Source organism: Pseudomonas sp. TKO26 (assembly GCF_003225665.1).
In the GTDB taxonomy this organism is placed as follows: domain Bacteria; phylum Pseudomonadota; class Gammaproteobacteria; order Pseudomonadales; family Pseudomonadaceae; genus Aquipseudomonas; species Aquipseudomonas saponiphila.
Map to the genome: position 1 here is coordinate 144766 of NZ_QKLN01000007.1, position 21627 is coordinate 166392.

A 21627-nucleotide genomic window follows, 5' to 3' on the forward strand; every position below is an offset into this window, starting at 1 on the left:
ACGGGCGCTAATTTAGGTTGAGGCAAGCAGATGGCTATGACAGTCCATTGCGATATCGTCAGCGCGGAAGGGGAAATCTTCTCCGGTCTGGTGGAGATGGTGGTTGCGCACGGTGAACTGGGTGATCTTGGTATCGCTCTGGGTCACGCACCGCTGATCACCAACCTGAAGCCAGGTCCGATCCGCTTGATCAAGCAGGGCGGGGAAACCGAGGTGTTCTACATCTCCGGTGGTTTCCTCGAGGTTCAGCCGAACATGGTCAAGGTTCTTGCCGACACCGTGCAACGTGCTGCCGACCTGGACGAAGCCTCCGCTCAGGAAGCCGTCAAGGCTGCTGAGAAGGCCCTGAATGAAAAAGGCGCAGATTTCGACTACGGTTCTGCTGCTGCACGTCTGGCCGAGGCCGCAGCTCAGCTGCGTACCGTCCAGCAGATCCGCAAGAAGTTCGGCGGCTAAGTCGCAGGCTTTCTGTGTGATTGCTTAAAAAGGGTAGCCTCGGCTACCCTTTTTATTTTCCGCCATTCACCCCCCCTTGGTCGCAGTCGCCGACCCCCCAGGATTGGTAGCCAGTCATGTCTCTCGAAATCGTTATCCTCGCCGCGGGTCAAGGCACTCGCATGCGTTCGGCGCTGCCCAAGGTGCTGCACCCGGTCGCCGGCAACTCCATGCTCGGGCATGTTATCCACAGCGCCCGGCAACTTGATCCACAGCGCATTCACGTGGTGATCGGCCACGGAGCGGATGCGGTGCGCGAGCGCCTGGCGGCCGATGATTTGAATTTCGTATTGCAGGACAAGCAGCTGGGCACCGGTCATGCCGTCGCCCAGGCCGTACCTTTCATCACGGCCGACACCGTGCTGATCCTCTACGGCGATGTGCCGCTGATCGAAGTCGAGACCTTGCAGCGCCTGCTCAAGCAGGCGGGGCCGGAGCAACTGGGCCTGCTCACCGTCGAGCTGGATGACCCGACCGGCTACGGGCGCATCGTTCGTGACGCCGGTGGCAAGGTCACCGCCATCGTCGAGCAGAAGGATGCCGACGAGGCCCAGCGCGCGATCACCGAAGGCAACACCGGGATTCTCGCGGTGCCTGGCAAACGCCTTGGCGACTGGACTGGCCGGCTGTCCAACAACAACGCCCAGGGCGAGTACTACCTCACCGACGTGATCGCCATGGCGGTCAGCGATGGCCTGATTGTTGCCACTGAACAGCCGGACGACGCCATGGAAGTGCAGGGCGCCAACGACCGCAAGCAACTGGCCGAGCTGGAGCGCCACTACCAGCTGCGCGCCGCGCGCCGGCTGATGGCCCAGGGCGTGACCCTGCGCGACCCCGCACGTTTCGACGTGCGTGGCGAAGTCACCGTCGGCCGCGACGTGCTGATCGACATCAACGTGATTCTCGAAGGCCGAGTGGTGATCGAGGACGACGTGGTGATCGGCCCCAATTGCGTGATCAAGGACAGTACCCTGCGCAAGGGCGTGGTGATCAAGGCCAACAGCCACCTCGACGGCGCGGTCATGGGCGAGGGCAGCGATGCCGGCCCGTTCGCCCGCCTGCGCCCCGGCACCGTGCTGGAGGCCCGTGCCCATGTGGGTAACTTCGTCGAACTGAAGAATGCCCACCTGGGGCAGGGCGCCAAGGCCGGTCACCTGACCTACCTGGGCGACGCGGTGATCGGCGCCCGCACCAACATCGGCGCCGGCACCATCACCTGCAACTACGACGGGGTGAACAAGCACAAGACCGTGATGGGCGAAGATGTGTTCATCGGCTCCAACAACTCCCTGGTGGCGCCTGTGGATATCTTGTCCGGCGCCACCACCGCCGCCGGTTCCACCATCACCCAGGATGTGGCTCCAGCCCAGCTGGCGGTGGGTCGGGCGCGGCAGAAGAACATCGACGGCTGGAAGCGGCCGGAGAAGATCAAGAAGGACTGAGGTTATCCACAACCGTGGAACCCTGTTCGCCGGCAAGCCGGCTCCTACCGATGGGTGTAGGAGCCGGCTTGCCGGCGTTTTTTTCACGCCCCCCGCTTGACGAAGTTTCGATCATAGGTTTTTATTGCGCCTGTTATCTTTCGAATCGAAACTTAAGCCGCCATGTCGAAACGCAACACTCCCCAACGCCGCCACAACATCCTTGCCTTGCTCAACGAACTGGGCGAAGTGAGCGTGGACGCCCTGGCCAAGCGCTTCGAAACCTCTGAAGTTACGATTCGAAAGGATCTGGCCGCCCTGGAGAGCAATGGCCTGTTGCTGCGTCGCTACGGTGGCGCCATCACCATGCCCCAGGAGCTGGTCAGCGACCTCGGCCAGCCTGTGTCGCTCTACAAGCAAGCCATTGCCCGCGCCGCGGTGCAGCGCATCCGCGAACACGCGCGGATCATCATCGACAGTGGTAGCACCACCGCCGCGATGATCCCCGAACTGGGCTTGCAACCGGGTCTGGTTGTCATGACCAACTCGCTGAATGTGGCCAACGCCCTGAGCGAGCTGGAGCACGAACCGGTGCTGTTGATGACCGGCGGCACCTGGGACCCGCATTCCGAGTCCTTCCAGGGCCAGGTGGCCGAACAGGTTCTACGCTCATACGACTTCGACCAGCTGTTTATCGGTGCCGATGGCATCGACCTGGCCCGCGGCACCACCACCTTCAACGAACTGCTGGGGCTGAGCCGGGTCATGGCCGAAGTGGCGCGTGAAGTGGTGGTGATGGTCGAATCCGACAAGATCGGCCGCAAGATTCCCAACCTGGAACTGCCATGGAGCAGCGTCCATACCCTTATTACCGATGATCGCCTGCCCTTAGAGGTCCGCGACCAAATCCAGGCCCGCGGCATAACTCTGATTTGCGCGGCTGTCAGCTAGGAGAGAAACCATGTGTGGAATTGTTGGCGCCGTTGCTGAACGCAATATCACCGCCATTTTGCTGGAAGGCCTCAAGCGCCTCGAATACCGCGGCTACGACAGCGCCGGTGTCGCGGTCTACACCAACGCCGGCAAGCTTGAGCGCATGCGTCGCCCGGGCAAGGTCAGTGAACTGGAACAGGCCCTGGCCGGCGAGCCGCTGGTGGGCCGCCTGGGCATCGCCCACACCCGCTGGGCCACCCATGGCGCGCCGTGCGAGCGTAATGCTCACCCGCATTTCTCCGGCGACCTGGCGATCGTGCACAACGGCATCATCGAGAACCACGAAGCCCTGCGCGCGCAACTCAGCGCACTGGGTTACGCGTTCACCTCGGACACCGACACCGAAGTCATCGCCCACCTGCTGGACCACAAGCTCAAGGACCTGGGCGACCTCACTGTGGCCCTGAAGGCCACCGTCAAGGAACTGCATGGCGCCTATGGCCTGGCCGTGATCAGCGCCAGCCAGCCGGACCGCTTGGTGGCAGCCCGCAGTGGCAGCCCGCTGGTGATCGGCCTGGGCCTGGGAGAAAACTTCCTCGCCTCCGACCAACTGGCCCTGCGCCAGGTCACCGACCGCTTCATGTACCTGGAAGAAGGCGACATCGCCGAGATCCGCCGCGACAGCGTGCAGATCTGGGACATCGACGGCCAGGCCGTGGAGCGTGAGGCGGTCCAGTACCGCGATGGCGCCGAAGCGGCGGAGAAGGGCGAGTTCCGCCACTTCATGCTCAAGGAAATCCACGAACAACCGTCCGTGGTGCAACGCACCCTGGAAGGCCGCCTGAGCGCCAATCAGGTGCTGGTCCAGGCCTTTGGCCCGCAAGCCGCCGAGCTGTTCGCCAAGGTGCGCAACGTGCAGATCGTCGCCTGCGGCACCAGCTACCACGCCGGCATGGTGGCCCGTTACTGGCTGGAAGAACTGGCCGGCATTCCGTGCCAGGTGGAAGTGGCCAGCGAGTTCCGCTATCGCAAGGTGGTGGTGCAGCCCGACACCCTGTTCGTGACCATCTCCCAGTCCGGCGAAACCGCCGACACCCTGGCGGCTTTGCGCAATGCCAAAGAGCTGGGCTTCCTCGCCAGCCTGGCGATCTGCAACGTCGGCATCAGCTCCCTGGTGCGTGAATCCGACCTGACCCTGCTGACCCAGGCCGGGCGCGAAATCGGTGTGGCCTCCACCAAGGCCTTCACCACCCAGCTGGTGGGCCTGTTGCTGCTGACCCTGTCCCTGGGCCAGGTGCGTGGCACCCTGGCCGCCGGCGTCGAAGCCGAACTGGTGGAAGAGTTGCGCCGCCTGCCGATCCGCCTGGGCGAAGCCCTGGCCATGGACGGTGTGGTGGAAAAGACCGCCGAGCTGTTTGCCGACAAGCACCACACCCTGTTCCTCGGTCGTGGTGCCCAGTACCCGGTAGCAATGGAAGGCTCCCTCAAGCTCAAGGAGATTTCCTACATCCACGCCGAAGCCTACCCGGCCGGTGAGCTCAAGCACGGTCCGCTGGCCCTTGTGGATAACGACATGCCGGTGGTCACCGTGGCGCCGAACAACGAGCTGTTGGAAAAACTCAAATCCAACCTGCAGGAAGTGCGTGCCCGTGGCGGCGAGCTGATCGTGTTTGCCGACGAACAAGCCGGCATGACCAATGGCGAAGGCACCCACGTGATCCAGATGCCGCACATCCACGACATCCTCTCGCCGATTCTCTACACCATCCCGCTGCAGCTGCTGTCCTACTACGTTGCCGTACTCAAGGGCACCGACGTCGACCAGCCGCGCAACCTGGCCAAGTCAGTCACCGTGGAGTGAGTTATCCACAGTCGGGCAGTGCCTGGCTTTGGATAACCGCAACCGCAAACAAAAAAGGGGAGCCTGTCCAGGCTCCCCTTTTTGCATGCGCCTTGACCTTCCGGCTGCGCTCGTCGTGTCCGGCAGCCTGGCTGGCGGACGGCATGGCCTTCAGCGCGAATGCTGTACCGAAACAATGTCGCCAGTCGATGCGTCGATATCCACCCTGAACATCGCCTGGTCACGCTGACGGCTGAACATGCAGGTAAAGATGCTGGGCGAATCGTGCGGAAATTGTTCGAACCAGCTGTAGACACCTGCCTCAAGCTGGCCATTGATCAGCAACTGGTCGGCAATTCTGATCTGCTGCTGGCGGTCGCCGGAAACCACATAAAGCGTCGCCGCCACGCCGGAGTCATCATCGTTCCACAGGATGGCGAGGTGCTGCCGATCCGGCACCACAATCGCCAGCAGGCCGCGGCTGTTGACCACGCTCAGGGGCTGATCCTGCCAGCGCCAGCAAGCTTCGACGACTCGGCAGGGAGCCCAGCCCAGAGCGATCATCTGGTCCACTGTCATGTGTTCGTCGATGACCTTGCCGTCTTCGCGGATCCGCTCGAAATCACTAATCACAACTTTCACTCCACAGGCAGCAAACTAGGCGTGCCGACAATTTTCAGATTTCTGTCACCGACGAACTCCACCTGCTGCACGCCGCCCTTGTAGTTCTCCAGCGGACCGGTGAGGCCACTGTGAATCTTTTGCGGTGCCGTGGTTTCGACGGTGATCACATGGGACACATCTGTCTTGAACCGATCGAGGATCACCAGTTTATCCCGCGCATAGGCCTGGCTGGGAATTGGCTCGGGGGCGGCGAAACCGCCGAAGGCTGGCTTGCCCTGCATGATGGCCTCGGCCTGGCCCTTGGCGACAACCATCTGGTATTGCCGTCCCGGCGGCACTATCTCGGTCTTGACCTGGGTGCCTTCCAACCACGCCGGCAAGTTGCCCTCGGCGATCATCGCCTCGTTGACCTGCGCGGCCGTTCGCACCTCTAGCACTTGCGACTGGTTGGCCAATCGCGCCGCATTGCGTTCGGCGCTGACCTTGGCCATTTTCGGCCCGGCGCCAAGCAGCGCCAGGCCGGCCATGCCTTGCAGCAGGTCACGGTAGCCCGGGCCGAGCCGGTCGCCGAGCTGCCCGAGCAATTCCATGCCGCCATAGATCGCGGCGCCCACCGCCACAGTGGTCAGCAGGGCCGCCAGGCCGGCCATGGCGGCCAGCACCAGTGCACCGGCGGCGGCGACCAGGCCCAGCGCCTCAAGGCCCGTGTGCAGCCAGCCCTCGATATCCAGTACGAACTCCACCTGCAGCGTCGGACCGCCGATGAAGGTGTTATGGCTGCCGGACTTGATATGCGCACCGCAAGTCATCTTGCTGCTCAGTCGTGCCGCCGGCTTGCCGTTGATGTACACCGTGGCGCTGCCTTCGGCGATGGTGATTGGGAAGGGCCAGGGCGGATGCGCGACGGGAAAGCCGCTGCAGGAACTGGACACGTCTTCGCCGGCCCGCATGGCATTGCGCAGGTTGACCAAGACGTTGGGACTGCCCCTTATGAGTGCACCGGTAGCGGGTTCGGGCAGATCGAAGATGGTCGACAGTCCCTTCACCAACTGGAACATCGACAGGCCACCGGCGGCGACCGAACCCGCCAGGATCACTGCCGCCAGGCCACCCGTTGCCGCGGTCGCGGCGATGATGGCCGCGCCAATGAGAGCGCCTGCCACCGCGCCGGCGAGCATGGCTGCAACTCCGAATCCATGGGCGATTTCATCGCCCAAACGTGCTGCGGCCTGTACATCCATGCTGAGATTGCGCCTCCGATACGACAAGCATCTTCCCTGGGGCCAGGTTGGCCCGAGGCGCGGATTATCAAAGAGTAGCCAGGGAAGGGGCAAGGCCAAAAAAGGCAGTCTGCAGCGAAGGAGGAAGGGCGCTTCACGCGCAAGGTTATTTTTGTGCGACAGTTTTGCATTCTCCGAGTCCGCGACGAATGTCAGTGGATGGCCCGAGGAATCCCGACTTGTGCACAGGTCTGGATTTTTATCCTGCTAATGGAAAACCAATGAAACTTCGCCTGATTCATGGATGGATGCTCCTGCTGATGGTGGCTGTCCTGATGCTGGGAGCCCTGACCCCAGTGCTGTCCAACAGCCTCTTGCTGTTGATGGATCGGGCCAACTTCATTCCCGCCGAATCGTCCATCTGGACCTTCGAGCCAACACGGATCAACCAGGGTGCTGCTTCCTATTGGCTGTATGGGGAAGACCGGCACTACTACTTCTATTTTTCCTACGCCGAAGATCAGCCTTACCGGCTGATTGCCAAGAACAACCCGTGCCCGGGATTCGACAGGCACGATGTCGGCACCTGGTGTATCCCCTGAAGCCAGGGCCCTGGATTATGCTGCGGGCTCGCGGCGCCCACCGGGCAGGCGCCGGCAGCTGAGGTAGGGCATGGACAGGTTCCAGGAAATGCAGGTATTCGTGTGCGTCGCCCAGGAGCAGGGCTTCGCCGCTGCGGCCCGGCGGTTGAACCTGTCGGCCGCCAGCGTGACCCGGGCCGTGGCCGCGCTGGAGCAGCGCATCGGCACTCAGTTGCTGATCCGCAGCACCCGCCGTGTGCACCTGAGCGATGCCGGGCAACGCTACCTGGAGGATTGCCGGCGCATTCTGGCCGAGGTCCAGGATGCCGAGGCCTCGGCCGCCGGTATCCATGCCCAGCCCCGTGGCCAGTTGACCCTGACGGCGCCGGTGCTGTTCGGCGATCTGTTCGTCACGCCTTTGCTGGTGCGCTACCTGCAACGTTATCCACAGGTGAGCGTCAACGCCCTGCTGCTGGACCGGGTGGCGAATATGGTGGAGGAGGGCATCGATGTGGCGGTGCGCATCGGCGAGCTGGCCGACAGCGGTCAGCACAGCATCCGTGTCGGTGAGGTGCGCCGGGTGGTGTGCGCCGCGCCGCAGTTCCTGGAGGCCCATGGGCGTCCGCAACATCCCGATGAGCTGCGCCAGGCACCGGTGATCGCGCCTTCGTCCATTGGTCAGGCCCGCAACTGGCAGTTCAATGACAATGGCCTGGTACTGAGCGTGCGCCCCGACCCGCGGTTGCTGGTCAGCGCCAATCAGGCAGCCATCAGCGCCGCCTGCCTGGGCTTGGGGCTGACCCGGGTGCTGTCCTATCAGGTCGCCGACAAGGTGGCGGCGGGGCAGTTGGAAATCGTTCTCGAGGCCTTCGAGCTGGCGCCCTTGCCGATCCACGTGGTGTACCAGGGCGGGCGCAAGGCGCCGGCGAGGGTGCGCAGCTTTGTCGACTTCGCCGTACAGACCCTGCGGCAACACCCATCGCTCAATCCCTGATCGGCTTTATTGCGCTGGATGAAATGATGGATTGCGATTTCTGGTGATTCTGTTGTTTTTCTCCGAGGACCAAGATAGGGCTCCCAGCGCGGCACTTCGACCGCGCCTCGTTTGCGGAGTCGACCATGTCTCAGCCACCCATCAAGTTCTACAACTTTCCCCGTTCCGGGCACGCCCATCGGGTCGAACTGATGCTGTCCCTGTTGGACCTGCCCAGCGAAACCATCTTTGTCGACCTGGCCAAGGGCGCCCATAAGCAGGCCGACTTCCTCGCCCTCAACGTCTTTGGCCAGGTGCCGGTGATCGATGACCAGGGCGTGGTGCTGGCCGATTCCAACGCCATCCTGGTGTATCTGGCCCAGCGTTATGGCCAGGGCCGCTGGTTGCCCAGCGATCCCGTGGGCGCGGCCCAGGTGCAGCGCTGGTTGTCGGTGGCGGCGGGGCCGATTGCCTTTGGACCGGCGGCGGCGCGGCTGATCACGGTGTTTGGCGCCTCGTTCAATGCCGAGGAAGTCATCGCCCGGGCCCATGCCCTGCTCAAGATCATGGACCAGGAGCTGGCGAGCCGGCCCTTCCTGGTAGGGCAGGAGGCAACCATTGCCGATGTCGCGGGCTACAGCTACATCGCCCACGCCCCTGAAGGCAACGTGTCACTGGAGCCCTACCCCCATGTACGGGCCTGGCTGGCGCGGATCGAGGCGCTGCCCGGTTTTGTGCCGATGCCGTCCACTGCGGCGGGTTTGAAAAGCGCCTGACGGCGGAACCGGTGGAGGCTTGCCCATGAACACCCAATCTCCCTGGCATGCCGGCGAACGGCAGCTTCAGACCCTGACCGGGGTGGCCGAGCGCATGCAAGCCTTCGGCGCCAAGGTCATCCGCACGGCGATGCCCGACCAGCACCGGCAGTTCTACCAGCAGCTGCCGTTGATCCTGGTGGGAGGGGTGGATGACCAGGGGGATCCCTGGGCGAGCGTGCTGGAAGGCCCGCCCGGTTTTGCCCAGGCGCCCCAGGCCAGTCTGTTGCGCCTGGACAGCCTGCCCGCCGCCGACGATCCGCTGGTCTTGCACGAGGGGGCGGCGGTGGGCTTGCTGGGGATCGAGCTGCATACCCGGCGGCGCAACCGCCTCAATGGCCGGATCGGCACCCTGGACCGTGACGGTTTCAGCGTCAACGTGGAGCAATCCTTCGGCAATTGCCCGCAGTACATCCAGTTGCGCGAGCTGCAGCAGGTGGCCCTGAGCGACCCCGCCAGTCGCCCGGCCCAGCGTCGCCAGGAGCTGGACCCGGCGGCCCGGGCGCTGATCACTGCTGCCGACACTTTCTTCGTGGCCAGCTACGTCGACCTTGATGGCCAGCGCTCGGTGGATGTATCGCACCGCGGTGGGCAGGCGGGGTTTGTCCGGGTCGAGGGCAACTGCCTGACCATTCCCGACTTTGCCGGCAACCTGCACTTCAACACCCTGGGCAACCTGCTGCTCAATCCGCGGGCGGGCTTGTTGTTCATCGATTTTCGCAGTGGCGAGCTGCTGCAGCTCAGCGGGCGCACCGAGCTCATTCTCGACGGGCCGCTGATCGCCGCTTTTCAGGGCGCCGAACGGGTATGGCGCTTTTACCCGGAACAGATGGTCCGTCGACCGGGCGCCCTGTCCCTGCGCGGGGAGCTGCAGGGCTTTTCCCCCAACAGCCTGCTGACCGGCAACTGGCCCCAGGCCGAGGCCCGTCTGCGGGCGGCGGCCCTGGGTCAGCAATGGCGGCCCTTGCGGGTGACGCGCATCGAGGACGAGAGCCGCAGCATCCGTTCGTTCTACCTGGAGCCGGCCGACTCTGCCGCAGCGCCAGGCTTCCTGGCGGGCCAGCACCTGCCGTTGCGGTTGACGATCGACGGCCAGCCGCTGATCCGGACCTACAGCCTGTCCAGTGCGCCTTCCGATGCTTTCCTGCGGATCAGCGTCAAGCGCGAAGGGCGCTTCTCCAGCCATATGCACCGGCAACTTGAGGTGGGCGACCTGCTGGAGGCGCGCTCGCCCCAGGGCCGCTTCAGCGCCGATCCTTTGGCAACGCGGCCGCTGGTGCTGCTGGCGGCCGGAGTGGGGATCACCCCTTTGCTATCGATGCTGCGGGAGGTGGTGTATCAGGGCCTGCGCACCCGTAGCAGGCGTCCCTGCTGGCTGATCCAGAGCTCGCGCAGTCTCGCCGAGCAACCCTTTGCCGCCGAGCTGCAAGCCCTGCAGGCGCAGGCCGGGGAATCGTTGCGGGTGCGGCGTCTGCTCAGCCAGCCGGAAGCGCAGGCGCGGCCGGGCGTCGACTTCGATCAGGCTGGCCGCATGGACGTTCAACAGCTACTGGCAGAGCCGGATCTGGACTTCGACAGCGCCGACTTCGTGCTCTGCGGCCCCGGCGCCTTCACTCAGGATCTGTACGACCGCCTGCGGGACCTGGACATCAACGATGAACAGATCCACGCCGAAACCTTCGGCCCCTCGACCCTGCGCCGCCGGCCCGATCCCCTGGCGCCAGCGTTCGAGCAGCCGCCGGCGGCCACCACGACGGTGCTGGTGCGTTTCCAGCAGGCGGCCAGGGAACTGAGCTGGCAGCCCGCCAGCGGCAGCCTGCTGCAACTGGCGGAAAGCGCCGGCCTGCACCCGGAGTTCAGTTGCCGGGGTGGCTCCTGTGGCACCTGCCAGACCCGGCTGGTCAGCGGTCAGGTCAGTTATCCACAGGTGCCACCGCAGCTCCCCGAGCCCGGCCAGGTGCTGATTTGCTGCGCCGTTCCGGCGGCTGTGGATAAAGACGCCGCGCCTTTGATCCTCGACCTGTAGCAGGGCAAAAAAACTCCTCGCCAGCGATTGCCGCCGGCCCCGGCCCTGCGTAGGCTGGCGCGATCTCAAGGCCGGGCATTGGCCTCGCAGCCGGCCCTCCAGGGTCTTTTTCGCGTTAAAGGGAATCAACGATTCATGCGCCCCCGGGCCGTTCTCCGTTTCTCTGCCCTGTTGCTCAGCGCCCTGCTGCTCAGCGCCTGCGGCAATGACCAGCAGCCGGCGCTGGACCAGCAACTCTACATCTGGCAACGCCAGTGGACCGCGGCCCACGCCGACGCCCTGGCAGGCTCGCGGGCCGACTTTTCCACAGTCCGGGTCCTGGCCCTGCAAGCTTTTCCACAGGCTGGCTGGAGCCGTGCGCGGATCGACGCCGCCTTGCTCAAGCAGGATGCCCGGCCGTTGATCGCGGTGGTGCGTCTCGACGGTCAACTGCCGTCCCTGGATCAGGACGAGATCATCCGTCAGGTCCGGCAATTGCTGGCGGATTGGCAGGAGCAGGGCCTGACCCTGGCCGGGGTCGAGATCGACCACGATGCCGGCAGCGCGCGCTTGCCCGCCTATGCCAGGCTGCTGGAGCGCTTGCGAGCGGCGCTGCCCAGTCACCTGGCCCTGAGCATCACCGCCTTGCCGGCCTGGCTCGACAGTCGCGAGTTGCCGGGCCTGCTGGCCAGGGTCGACAGCAGCGTGCTCCAGGTGCACGCGGTGAGCGATCCACGGCGCGGCCTGTTCGATCCACGGCAAGCCGAGCAATGGGCCCGGCGGTGGGCGCGGATCAGTGCCAAGCCCTTCTATCTGGCCTTGCCCGCCTACGGTGTCGCCTTGCTCCCCGGGGCCGAAGGCGCGCCGCTGGTGGAAAGCGAGGCGCCGCTACGGCGGGCTGGAGAGCGTCGGGAACTGATGGCCGATCCCGAGCAACTGAGCCAGCTGGGCCGCGCCCTGCGGGCTGATCCGCCGCCCCATCTGGCCGGTCTGATCTGGTTTCGCCTGCCGCTCAAGGGCGATGTGCGGGCCTGGAGCCTCGACACCCTGAAGGCGGTGGCCCGGGGTGATGCCCTGAGCGCTGAACTGGGCATCCGCCTGGAGGAACAGGACGGCCTGTTCGATATTCGTCTGGACAATTCGGGCAACCTCGATCGGCCCCTGCCTGAACAACTGACCCTGGCCGTTGCCCAATGCGACGGATTCGACGGGCTGGGCGGTTATTCCGCTGAGCTGCGCGACGGCCAACTGCTGTTGACCCGGCAACGCAGCGGCCGTCTGGCCGCAGGCGCCAGCCGCGCCGTGGGCTGGGCCCGCTGTACGAAAATTGACCAAGGAGCTGCGCATGTTCGTCCCTAGATCCCGTCACCTGCTGTGCCTGAGCCTGTGCCTGCCCCTGGCTCCGGCCATGGCCTGCGGGCCGACTTTCCCCATGCGCCTGCTGGACGACCGCCCACAGACGCTGGCGCAGCTGCCCGAAGGCAGTTTCAAGTTCGAGATCAGCCGTCTGGGTCAGCCCATCGTCGGGCTCATGCCGGTCGCCAACAACGGCTTCAGTGTCGATTACAGCCTGCCTGAGAGCTACTCGGTGCAAGAGCGCAACTGGGCCGAACAACAAGGGCTGGATCAGGCCCAGCAAACCCTGGTCGGCCAGTTGCGCAAGCTCGATGACGCACGCGAGGCGGAGCAGCAAGGGGCCGGCCTGCCGCCAGAGATCAAGCTCTACACCGCGGGCGCCGTGGCCTTCAGCGCCGGCGATCATGAGTTGGCGGCGGAGTATTTCCGCAAGGTGCTGGCGCTGCCCGCCGAGCAGCGCGCCCTGCGCAGTACCTGGGCCGCCTATTCCCTGGGGCGGGCCCTGTCCTTTATCAGCGAGCAAGCCAACGAACTGGACGATCAGGGCCGGCGTGACATGCGGCAGTCGGCGCGCCAGGCGTTCGCCCAGACCCGGCAGCTGAGCATCGACGCCTTCAGCGACCCCCTGAGCCTGGGCGTCGCAAGCCTGGGGGAGGAGGCGCGGATCCTCAAGAATCAGAACGACTGGAGTCAGGCCATCGATCTGTATGCCGTGCAGAACCAGCTGGGTTCAGAGGTGGGCTACAGCTCCCTGAAACAAGTGGTGGGCGAACTGAGCGGCCTGCCGGACGCGCAATTGCTGGAACAGCTCAAGCAGCCTTCCGTAGCCCGCTTGCTCACCGCTTCGTTGATCTCGCATCAGGGCTGGTCCTTCGGTGAGCGGCCGGAGTCGGAGGTAAAACTGATCAAGCTGCTGAGCCAGGGCACCGCCGGCAGCTTCGACAATGCCGACCGGCTGGCGGCGCTGAATTATCAGAATGGCGATTTCGCCACCACCCGGCAGTTGCTGGAGCATGCCGGCGACGGCGGCCTGGCCTGGTGGCTGCGGGCCAAGATGGCCCTGCGTGATGGCGACAAGGTGGCTGCCGCCGCGGCTTACGCCAAGGCTTCGGCCGCCTTCCCCCGAGACGAGAGCTGGGGCTTTCGCGGCGATTACGACGGCAATTACGAAGACCTCAAGCCGGGCTGCCGGGTAGAAGGCGAAAGCGCCTTGCTGGCCCTGGATCGCGGTGACTACCTGCAAGCCTTCGAGTTGCTCTACCGCAGTGGCGACATCTACTGGCACGACGCGGCCACCGTGGCCGAGCGGGTGCTGACCCTGGATGAACTCAAGCAGTTCATCGATACCCAGGTGCCGGCGCCAGCGCCGACTCCCAAGCAGCCGGATGCCTACTACGAAAGCCTGCCGATCGCCGCCCAGATTCGCGAACTGCTGGGCCGACGCTTGTTGCGTGAAGGGCGTTACGAAGAAGGCTGGGGCTATTTCGACAGCCCGGAACGCCAGGCCATCGCCAAGGCCTACGGCGAGAACCGACGCCGTGCCGAGTCGGCCTGGCTGCCTACGCGCCGTGCCGAGGCCTATTACCAGGCCGGCAAGCTGGCCCGGGCGTCGGGGATGGAGATCCTGGGTTACGAAATGGGCCCGGACTATCACAGCCTCTGGGGCAGCTACAGCCTGGAGATCCCGCCGGTGCAGGTCGGGCCCTTCATCAGTGCCGACGAAGTGCAGCGTCAGCAAGCCACCACCGCCGAGCCCGATGTGCGCTACCACTACCGCTACGTGGCCGGGGAGCTGGGCAACCGGGCGGCGGATTTCCTGCCCCATACCAGCCAGGCCTATGCCGCGGTGCTGTGCAAGGCGGCGCGCTGGACCCGGGGCAGCGATGCCGAGATCGAGTACTACCGGCGCTACGTGGAAAACGGGCCCTTCGTGGAATGGGCCGGCAACTTCGGCATGAACTGCCAGGAGCCGGACTTCGGCAGCGCCAACAAGCGTTACCTGACCCAGTGGCTGGACGGCTCCCGTTCGGCCCTGATGCAGCACAAGCTGGCAGCGGCCGGTGGCGCTGGCGTGCTGCTGGCTGGCGCCTATCTGCTGTGGCGTCGGCGCCGAACGGCCTGATGCTCCGGGGGCTTGCAGTGACGTCTGTTCGCCACTGAGGTGGGGCGGGGCTCAGGCCTGCTGGACAAAGGTCAGGCGCAGGGCGAAACCGATCAGCAGGCTGCCGAACAGCCATTGCTGCAAGCGTTGCGCCGAAGGGCTGCGTTGCATCCAGCGACCCAGCCCGGCCCCGGCCAGGGCGTAGCAGGCGTCGAACAAAGCGCCCACTGCCACCAGTAGCACCCCCAGGGTGACGAACTGCGGGACCACCGCCCCGGCCTGGGGATCGATGAACTGCGGCAACAGCACCGAGCAGAACAACAGCGCCTTGGGGTTCAGCAGGTTGGTCAGCAGGCCGCGCTGGATCGCCTGGCGCCAGCGCAGGGGCGTGGCCGCCGCGCCGGCGCTATCGAGGTTGGGCAGCAGGTTGGCGCGCAGGCACTGGATGCCGATCCACAGCAGGTAGGCGGCGCCCGCCAGGCGCACCACATCGAAGGTCCAGGGCGCGGCCTTGAACAGCGCCGCCAAGCCCAGGGCGGCCAGGGCCACGTGGCAGCCGCGGGAGATCGCCAGCCCCAGGGCAGTGGCCAGCGCCTGGGCCTTGCCCTGGCGGGCTCCGGTCTGCAGCAGCAGGATCATGTCGGGGCCGGGCAGCAGGTAGACCACCGCCAGAGCCAGGAAATACATCCACAGTTGCGCCACCTTGCACCCCCCTTCGTTGTCGAATCGGTGCGCCCAGTTTAGGGCCAGAGGGGTGAGCAGGTGCTTGCGTAATCAGCCAGCAATGCGGCAAAAATTGGCATAATCTTCCAGCTTTCACCGCCATGGCCATCTGGATATGCCAAACATGAAACTCGATGCCTACGATCGCAAGATTCTCGCCGCGCTGCAGCGCGATGGCCGCCTGAGCAATGTGCAACTGGCCGAGGAGATCGGCCTGTCACCGTCGCCCTGCCTGCGCCGGGTACGCATGCTGGAAGAGGCCGGGGTGATCCGCGGTTACCAGGCGACCCTGGACCGCGACGAAGTGGGGCTGGGGCTGACGGTGTTCGTCGGGGTCAAGGTGGAACGGCACAACGACGCCGAGGCCGAAGCCTTCCGCCAGGCGGTGTTGCAGTTGCCGGAAGTGATCTCGGCGTTCCTGGTATCCGGCGAATCGGATTTCCTGCTGCAGGTGGTGGTCCCGGACCTGCGGGGCTACGACCGCTTCCTGACCGGCCATTTGCTGAAGATCCCCGGGGTCAGCGACATCCGCAGCAACTTCGCCATTCATACGGTGAAAACCCCAGGGCCCTTGCCATTGGGGCACTTGCCCGGCTGATGATCCTGGCCAGCCGGGGCAGCGCCTCACCGGCATGCTCTAGCTACTGTGGCGAGGGAGCTTGCTCCCGCTCGGTCGCGCAGCGGCCGCAGAATCTGGCTACGCGGGGTGTCAGGTACTTTGCGTTGGCCGGGCCTGGGGCCGCGTTGCAGCCCAGCGCGAGCAAGCTCGCTCGCCACAGGGGCTCAGGTCCACCAGTAGCGCACCAGGTGGAAGAAGATCGGCGCGGCGAAGCACACCGAATCCAGGCGATCGAGCATGCCGCCATGGCCTTCGATCATGTGCCCCCAGTCCTTGACCCCGCGGTCGCGCTTGATTGCCGACATGACGATGCCGCCAGCAAAACCCAGCAGGTTGATCAGCAGGGCGATGAGGAACGACTGCCAGACATTGAACGGGGTGATCCAGAACAGCGCGCCGCCGATCAAGGATGCCAGCAAGATACCGCCGACAAAGCCTTCGACGGTCTTGGACGGTGACAGGTTGGGAGCGATCTTGCGCTTGCCAAAGAGTTTTCCACAGACGTACTGCAGCACATCCGAGAGCTGCACCACGATCACCAGATAGGCGATCAGCAGCAGGTTGCGGCCTTCATAGCCGGCGATGTCCAGGGTCAGCAGGGCCGGCACGAAGGACACGCAGAACACCGCGATCATCAGGCCCCACTGGACCTTGGAGGCGCGTTCCAGGAAGTGCGTGCTGTCGCCGCCCAGGGACGCCAGGATCGGCAGCAGCAGGAACACGTAGACCGGGATGAAGATCGAGAACAATCCGTACCAGTCGGAGTAGATCAGCAGGTACTGCAGGGGCAGGGCCAGGTAGAAGGCCGCCACCAGGGCCGGGTAGTCGCTGCGCCGGGTCGGGGTCAGGGTGAGGAACTCGCGCAGGGCGTAGAACGACACCGCGTAGAACAGCAGGATCACCGCCGCGGTGCCGAGCCAGAAGGCGACGCCGATCACCAGCACCATCACCCACCAGGCGTTGATCCGTGCATTGAGGTTGTCGATCACCGGGTTGGGCGTGCCGCGGGTGCGCCACTGCAGGATGAAACCGATCAGCGAGGCCAGCACCAGAATGGCGCCGATGCCGCCGAACAACATCAGGGTCTGCTTATCCATCTCAGCTGTGCTCCGGAGCCAGGGCCAGCAGCGCGGCGCGGCTGCGTTCGAGGAAGTGTTCCTTGCTTTCGTCTTCTTCCAGGGCCAGCGGCGCACCGAAGCTGGTGGTGCACAGCAGGGGCAGGGGCAGGAAGCGGCCCTTGGGCATGACCCGATTGAGGTTGGCGATCCACACCGGAATCACCTCCACCTGTGGATAACGTTTGGCCAGGTGGTAGATCCCGCTCTTGAACGGCAGCAGGCCGTCTTCCGGGTTGCGCGTGCCTTCCGGAAAGATGATCAGCGAGTCGCCCTGGTCCAGGGCATCGAGCATCGGCTGCAGCGGATTGTTATCCACAGCCTCCTTGCGCTCGCGGTCGATCAGCACTCCGTTGAATACCTGGTTGATGATGTAGCGGCGCAGGGCGCTTTTCTGCCAGTAGTCGGCACCGGCCACGGGCCGGGTCAGCTTGCGCAGGGCCGGCGGCAGCGAAGCCCAGAGCAGCACGAAGTCGCCGTGGCTGCTGTGGTTGGCGAAGTAGATCCGCTGCACCGGTTGCGGCGCGGAGCCCAGCCACAGGCTGCGGGCCCCGGTGATGCTGCGGGCGGCGGAGGTGATGAGATTGGCAACCAGGGGTTCGAACATGGGCATTCCTTATCCGGCGAAGGTCAGCCAGGGGCTGGCCAGGATCAAGCTCAACAGCGTCAACACCTGGGCCGCCAGCAGCAACGCCTGGCGGCGCAGCAGGCCAAGGGCTCCGCGGCTGCGTTGGTCCCAGGGCCGGCCGCCTTTTTCCGCGGGCTGCAGGCCTAGGGCGCCCAGGGCCTGATCCAGGGCCTGGGTGCTGTGTTCCAGAGACGTGGGGCTATCGGCCACGCGCTGAAACAGGTCGGCGTCGAAGGCCACCCGCAGCGCCAGGTACTTTTCCACCAGCCCCAGCAGTACCAGGGCCAGGCTGACGATCAACCCACCCAGAGTGACGCTGGCCAGCAGGTACTGAGCCAGGCCATACAGGGCACCGAGCAGGGTCAGGCCTGTGGATAACTGATCCAGGGCCCGGCCCCGGCGCAGCAGGCTGGCGACGCTGTATAACTGCATCTCACTGGACATGGGCCGGACTCTTGGCGTGGACCAGGGTCTGCAGCGCCTGCCGGTGGGCCGCTTGCAGGACGATCTGCGGGCGTGCCCGCTGGATCTGCACCACGGCTGCGTCCACCGTGGCGGCGCGCCCACTGTGCAGCAGCCAGGCGGCAATCGCCGTGGCGCTGCGCGAATAACCCAGGGCGCAGCACACCAGCAGCGGGCCTTGCTGATGCAGGCGTTCAATGGCTTGCGCCGCGGCCAGGCACTGCTCCGGGCTCGGTGCGCACAGATCGAGCACCGGCAGGCTCTGGTAGGCCTGCAAGCCACGGCTGTCCAGGGACAGTTCGGCGCACAGGTCGAGCACTGCGACAAACCGGCTGTCCTGCAACTGCGCCGGAGTCGGCAGACGCCCCAGCCAGACGTTATCCACAACCTGATCCGGCTGTGGATGGTTTTTTGTCCACAGCCGCGAGTTGATCCAGGCTGCTGCCAGATAGGGTGCCAGCAGCCAGCGGGCGGCCGGGCTCAGGCGGCCGTCCTGGCGCTTCTGGAACCCTGCGACGCCGAGCAGGGCGTAGTTCAGGGCCACCAGCAGCAGGGCCACGGCGGGCCAGATCAACCACAGCCCGGTGCCGCCCCAAGTGAAGGCGGCCACCGCCAATAGCGCCGCACCCAGGCCGTAGCGCCAGGCCAGCTGGCGCCGCCGCGGGTCGCGCGTCGGTTGTCCGCTGAACAGCGGGCTGGGGCGATCCAGCGGCCACAGCCAGACGCACAGCCAGCCGGCCAGGGCGCCAGTGGGCACATCGACAAAGTGGTGTTGATAAGTGGTCAGCACCGACACCCCGATCAAGCCGAACCAGCCATGCACCAGCCAGCGCCAGAAGCCCTGGCTATGCCGGGCGTAGCAGACCCACAGCACCACCAGCAGGGCGATGTGCAGCGACGGCGCCTGGTTGAAGGGCTTGTCGAAGCCGGCCAGCACCTCGAACAGCCAGCCGAACACCCCGTCCAGCTCCGGCCGGGCAAAGGTGAAGCGCAGCGGCCAGAGCAGAAAGCAACTGACCGCGATCACCTGGGCGCTCAGCAGGCGCAGGGCGTGGCGCTTGAGCTCATCCCGGCTGCGTGGCAGCAGCAGAGAGAAGCCGTAGAGCAGGTCGATGGACCAGTAGGGGACGATGGTCCAGGCCCAGAACGGCATGTGCCGCTCCCAGTCGAAGACCAGGCTGGCGACGTCGTCGCGCTGGGCGCTGACCCAGGTGGCGAAACCGTAGGTGCTGAAGAACAGCGGCGCCAGGAGCAGCAGCCAGAGCACCGCCGGTTTCAGCAGGCCCGGCTCCCGCGCCGGCAAGACGCCTGCGGCCATCATTGCACCCGTTGCGCCAGGGACACGCTGAAGATCCCCCATTCATCCACGCGCATGGTGATCTTGCGAAAGCCTGCCGCCTCCACCAATTGATCCATTTCCGCCTGGGTACGGCGGCGCATGACCCAGGCCTGGCCTTCGCGGTGGCTGGTCAGGGCACGGGCGATCAGTTCCAGCTGCGGGTGCCACGGCTGGCCGGTGTACACCAGGTAGCCGCCGGGTTCCACGGCGCTGGCCAGGCCGGCCAGGGAGCCGCCGACCATCTGGTTGTCGGCGAACAACTCGTACAACCCGGACACCACCGCCAGGGTCGGCTTGGGATCGAGGGCCGCCAGGTCCTCGCGGTCGAAGGCGTTGCCCTTGACGAAGCGCGCGATCTCGCCCAGGCCCTTTTCCTGGATCAATGCGCTGCCGTCGCGCACGTTGATGTCGCTGTAGTCGCGCAGCAGGATCGATTCCGGCAGTGGGCTGACCCCTTGCAGGGCTTCGAGGATGTAGCGGCCGTGGCCGGCGGCGATGTCGACGATGCGCACTTCGCTGTGCTGTTCACGGAGTTTTTCCATGGCCAGGCGCAGCAGCTCCTCCACGTGCAGCTTGCGCTGGCGGATGCCGCGCCAGCCGATGGAGTTCAGGTAGTTCTGGTCGATCAGCCGGCCCAGGGCGGAATGCCCGGTGGGCTGGTTGCGGTAGACGTAGTCCAGGGTGCTGCCGGAGTCGAAGCCGGTGTCGAAGCCCAGCTTGACCCCCGCCGACAGCTGGCTGCCCAGGCGCATGCTGGCGCGGGTGGCGCGCCAGTACAGGTCGCGCAGGGAGTTGTGCGGCAGCGGCGCGGCCAGGGCTTCGGACTCGGCGCAGGTGACGCCCAGGCGGTCGGCGTCCAGCAGGGCAGGGCGGTTCAGCGGGCGGGCGAAGTTCTGCAGGATGAAGCGGCGGATGCTGGCCATGGCCGGGGCGCGGCTCTTTTCCCCCAGGGTGTCGTGGAAGAAGCCGGGAAGGATGTGCTTTTCCTTGTGCAGGCTGCCCAGCCGCTCGAAGAACTGCTCCTGGGGCTTGCGGTGCACCACGAAGTCGGCACCGGAAATCAGCAGCTGGGTCGGCACTTGGATCGCCTGGGCGTCGGCCACCACCCGGTCCGCGGCTTCATACAGGCCCAGCAGCACGTTGACCGAGATCGCCTTGGTGATCAGCGGGTCGGCGTCGTAGCTGCGCACCCGTTCCGGGTCGTGGCTCAGGAAGCGCGCCTTGACGTAGCTGTTGACGAAGAAGTTGCCGCGAAAACGCCGCATCAGCGCCAGGCCGGGACGGGCGAAGGGCACGTACAGCTTGACCTTGAACGCCGGCGAGGCCAGCACCAGGGAACGGATGCGCGGCGCGTAGTCGTGGACCCAGGTGGACGCGATCACCGCGCCGACGCTCTGGGCCACCACGGCGATGTTTTCTTCGTCGATGCCGTGGGCGCTGCCCAGGTGGTCGCAGAAGGTCTGCACGTCGCGCACGCTGGTGGCGAAGCTCGGGCTGTCGCCCCGGGCACCCGGGGATTGGCCGTGGCCACGGGCGTCCCAGGCGAAGAAGTCGACCTGCGGCAGGTTCAGTTCGTCCACCAGATGGGCGATGCGCCCGGAGTGTTCGTGGCCGCGATGGAACAGCAGCACCGCTTGCCGCGGTTCGCCGGGGGCCACTTCGGTGGCCGGCCAGTGGCGGTAAAACAGTTCGACGCCGTCATGGGTCCGAAACGTCTGGTGTTGAGCGTCGCGCATTGCCATTTCCTTATGCAGAGGGAGCGTTGTGCTGAACTTCTTTGAGGCCCTGGCGGACCCGATTGATCAGGGTGTAGACCAGCAAAGCGGCAACCAGTGCCAGCACGCCGTTGATCCACAGGGCGCCGAGCCAGCCCAGGGCGATGCCGGTGGCCAGCACGCCGAGGATGAAGGCCCGGTCGCTCTTGCCCATGGGGCCGTCGTAGCGGCGTGAGGCGCCGACCATCGGCCCGAGCACCCCGGCGTATTCGCTGAACAGCGCCAGCAGGGTCACGGCCAGCACCAGCAGCAGGCTGACCCCCGGGAGCAGGGCGAAGGGCAGGATCAGCGCGCTGTCGGCGACCACGTCGCACAGTTCGTTGAGGTAGGCGCCCAGGCGCGACTGCTGGCCGAACTCCCGGGCCAGCATGCCGTCGATGGCATTGAGCGCCATGCGCAGGATCATCCACAGCGGAATCAGGGCGAACAGCCAGGCGTGGCTGGCGAACAGGGCGATGACGGTGCCGACCAGGAGTGAGATGACGGCGGCCAGGACGGTGATCTGGTTGGCGGTGGTGCCGTTGTCGTACAAGCGCTGCACCAACGGCCGCAGCAGGTTCTGAAAGCGCGGTTTGAGCTGGTAAATCGAGAGCATGATG

The 21627-nt window shown here is 65.5% G+C and carries 20 protein-coding genes; 11 read left to right on the forward strand and 9 right to left on the reverse strand.

All coding sequences use genetic code 11. The features are described 5' to 3' along the window. Positions 1 to 30: 30 nt before the first annotated feature. The 4 genes from DNK59_RS12925 (at position 31) to glmS (ending at position 4713) form a co-directional block, all read left to right on the forward strand. Positions 31 to 456: a F0F1 ATP synthase subunit epsilon gene (locus DNK59_RS12925; RefSeq protein ID WP_058438442.1), complete on the forward strand. Its 426-nt coding sequence runs from the start codon at positions 31 to 33 to the stop codon at positions 454 to 456. A 116-nt stretch (positions 457 to 572) separates the two neighbouring features. Next, on the forward strand, positions 573 to 1940 hold the full coding sequence (gene glmU / locus DNK59_RS12930; protein ID WP_110723437.1) for a bifunctional UDP-N-acetylglucosamine diphosphorylase/glucosamine-1-phosphate N-acetyltransferase GlmU: 1368 nt from the start codon (positions 573 to 575) through the stop codon (positions 1938 to 1940). A gap of 162 nt (positions 1941 to 2102) precedes the next feature. Further along, a complete protein-coding gene (locus tag DNK59_RS12935) occupies positions 2103 to 2870 on the forward strand; it encodes a DeoR/GlpR family DNA-binding transcription regulator (RefSeq protein ID WP_092318000.1) in 768 nt (255 codons plus the stop codon). A gap of 10 nt (positions 2871 to 2880) precedes the next feature. Beyond that, positions 2881 to 4713, forward strand: a complete 1833-nt coding sequence (glmS, locus tag DNK59_RS12940) for a glutamine--fructose-6-phosphate transaminase (isomerizing) (RefSeq protein ID WP_110723438.1) — start codon at positions 2881 to 2883, stop codon at positions 4711 to 4713. A 150-nt stretch (positions 4714 to 4863) separates the two neighbouring features. On the opposite strand, the gene DNK59_RS12945 is transcribed toward glmS, so the two are convergent. Together DNK59_RS12945 and DNK59_RS32275 are read right to left on the reverse strand one after the other, a co-directional pair. Beyond that, complete coding sequence (locus tag DNK59_RS12945; protein WP_092317994.1) at positions 4864 to 5325, reverse strand: hypothetical protein; 462 nt, start codon at positions 5323 to 5325, stop codon at positions 4864 to 4866. 5 nt (positions 5326 to 5330) lie between these two features. Then, entirely contained in the window at positions 5331 to 6557 is a 1227-nt protein-coding gene (locus DNK59_RS32275; RefSeq protein ID WP_092317991.1) for a PAAR domain-containing protein, read from the reverse strand. A gap of 260 nt (positions 6558 to 6817) precedes the next feature. Here DNK59_RS32275 and DNK59_RS12955 point away from each other — a divergent pair, with 260 nt between their 5' ends. From DNK59_RS12955 to DNK59_RS12980, 6 genes are all read left to right on the forward strand, one after another. Beyond that, the gene (locus DNK59_RS12955) at positions 6818 to 7138 is read left to right on the forward strand and encodes a hypothetical protein (RefSeq protein WP_110723439.1); all 321 of its coding nucleotides are present in this window, start codon (positions 6818 to 6820) and stop codon (positions 7136 to 7138) included. Positions 7139 to 7208: 70 nt separating this feature from the next. Beyond that, positions 7209 to 8111 (forward strand): LysR family transcriptional regulator, encoded by a 903-nt coding sequence (locus DNK59_RS12960; protein ID WP_110723440.1) that lies wholly within the window; start codon positions 7209 to 7211, stop codon positions 8109 to 8111. Between the two features lie 125 nt (positions 8112 to 8236). Continuing rightward, positions 8237 to 8866, forward strand: coding sequence for a glutathione S-transferase family protein (locus DNK59_RS12965; RefSeq protein WP_092317981.1), 630 nt, complete (start codon positions 8237 to 8239; stop codon positions 8864 to 8866). A 25-nt stretch (positions 8867 to 8891) separates the two neighbouring features. Next, positions 8892 to 10931, forward strand: coding sequence for a pyridoxamine 5'-phosphate oxidase family protein (locus DNK59_RS12970; protein WP_110723441.1), 2040 nt, complete (start codon positions 8892 to 8894; stop codon positions 10929 to 10931). Between the two features lie 135 nt (positions 10932 to 11066). Further along, entirely contained in the window at positions 11067 to 12269 is a 1203-nt protein-coding gene (locus tag DNK59_RS12975) for a DUF3142 domain-containing protein (RefSeq protein WP_110723442.1), read from the forward strand. Then, positions 12256 to 14388, forward strand: a complete 2133-nt coding sequence (locus DNK59_RS12980; protein ID WP_110723443.1) for a hypothetical protein — start codon at positions 12256 to 12258, stop codon at positions 14386 to 14388. Before DNK59_RS12975 ends, DNK59_RS12980 begins: the two co-directional genes overlap by 14 nt. Positions 14389 to 14439: 51 nt before the next feature. On the opposite strand, the gene DNK59_RS12985 is transcribed toward DNK59_RS12980, so the two are convergent. Further along, the gene (locus tag DNK59_RS12985) at positions 14440 to 15054 is read right to left on the reverse strand and encodes a LysE family translocator (RefSeq protein ID WP_371920283.1); all 615 of its coding nucleotides are present in this window, start codon (positions 15052 to 15054) and stop codon (positions 14440 to 14442) included. Positions 15055 to 15214: 160 nt separating this feature from the next. Here DNK59_RS12985 and DNK59_RS12990 point away from each other — a divergent pair, with 160 nt between their 5' ends. Beyond that, positions 15215 to 15688: an Lrp/AsnC family transcriptional regulator gene (locus DNK59_RS12990; protein WP_011064366.1), complete on the forward strand. Its 474-nt coding sequence runs from the start codon at positions 15215 to 15217 to the stop codon at positions 15686 to 15688. Positions 15689 to 15873: 185 nt separating this feature from the next. On the opposite strand, the gene DNK59_RS12995 is transcribed toward DNK59_RS12990, so the two are convergent. The 6 genes from DNK59_RS12995 to DNK59_RS13020 are packed head-to-tail and all read right to left on the reverse strand — an operon-like array spanning position 15874 to position 21623. Then, positions 15874 to 16806, reverse strand: a complete 933-nt coding sequence (locus tag DNK59_RS12995) for a phosphatidate cytidylyltransferase (RefSeq protein ID WP_092317962.1) — start codon at positions 16804 to 16806, stop codon at positions 15874 to 15876. Between the two features lies 1 nt (position 16807). Continuing rightward, a complete protein-coding gene (locus DNK59_RS13000; RefSeq protein ID WP_092317959.1) occupies positions 16808 to 17431 on the reverse strand; it encodes a 1-acyl-sn-glycerol-3-phosphate acyltransferase in 624 nt (207 codons plus the stop codon). 9 nt (positions 17432 to 17440) lie between these two features. After that, entirely contained in the window at positions 17441 to 17896 is a 456-nt protein-coding gene (locus tag DNK59_RS13005) for a hypothetical protein (protein WP_092317956.1), read from the reverse strand. After that, complete coding sequence (locus DNK59_RS13010; RefSeq protein ID WP_110723519.1) at positions 17886 to 19232, reverse strand: phosphatase PAP2/dual specificity phosphatase family protein; 1347 nt, start codon at positions 19230 to 19232, stop codon at positions 17886 to 17888. The genes DNK59_RS13005 and DNK59_RS13010 overlap by 11 nt, the downstream gene beginning before the upstream one ends. Then, a complete protein-coding gene (locus tag DNK59_RS13015; RefSeq protein WP_110723444.1) occupies positions 19232 to 20989 on the reverse strand; it encodes a bifunctional alpha/beta hydrolase/class I SAM-dependent methyltransferase in 1758 nt (585 codons plus the stop codon). Before DNK59_RS13015 ends, DNK59_RS13010 begins: the two co-directional genes overlap by 1 nt. A gap of 10 nt (positions 20990 to 20999) precedes the next feature. Continuing rightward, positions 21000 to 21623 (reverse strand): CDP-alcohol phosphatidyltransferase family protein, encoded by a 624-nt coding sequence (locus DNK59_RS13020; RefSeq protein WP_016966252.1) that lies wholly within the window; start codon positions 21621 to 21623, stop codon positions 21000 to 21002. Positions 21624 to 21627 lie beyond the last annotated feature (4 nt).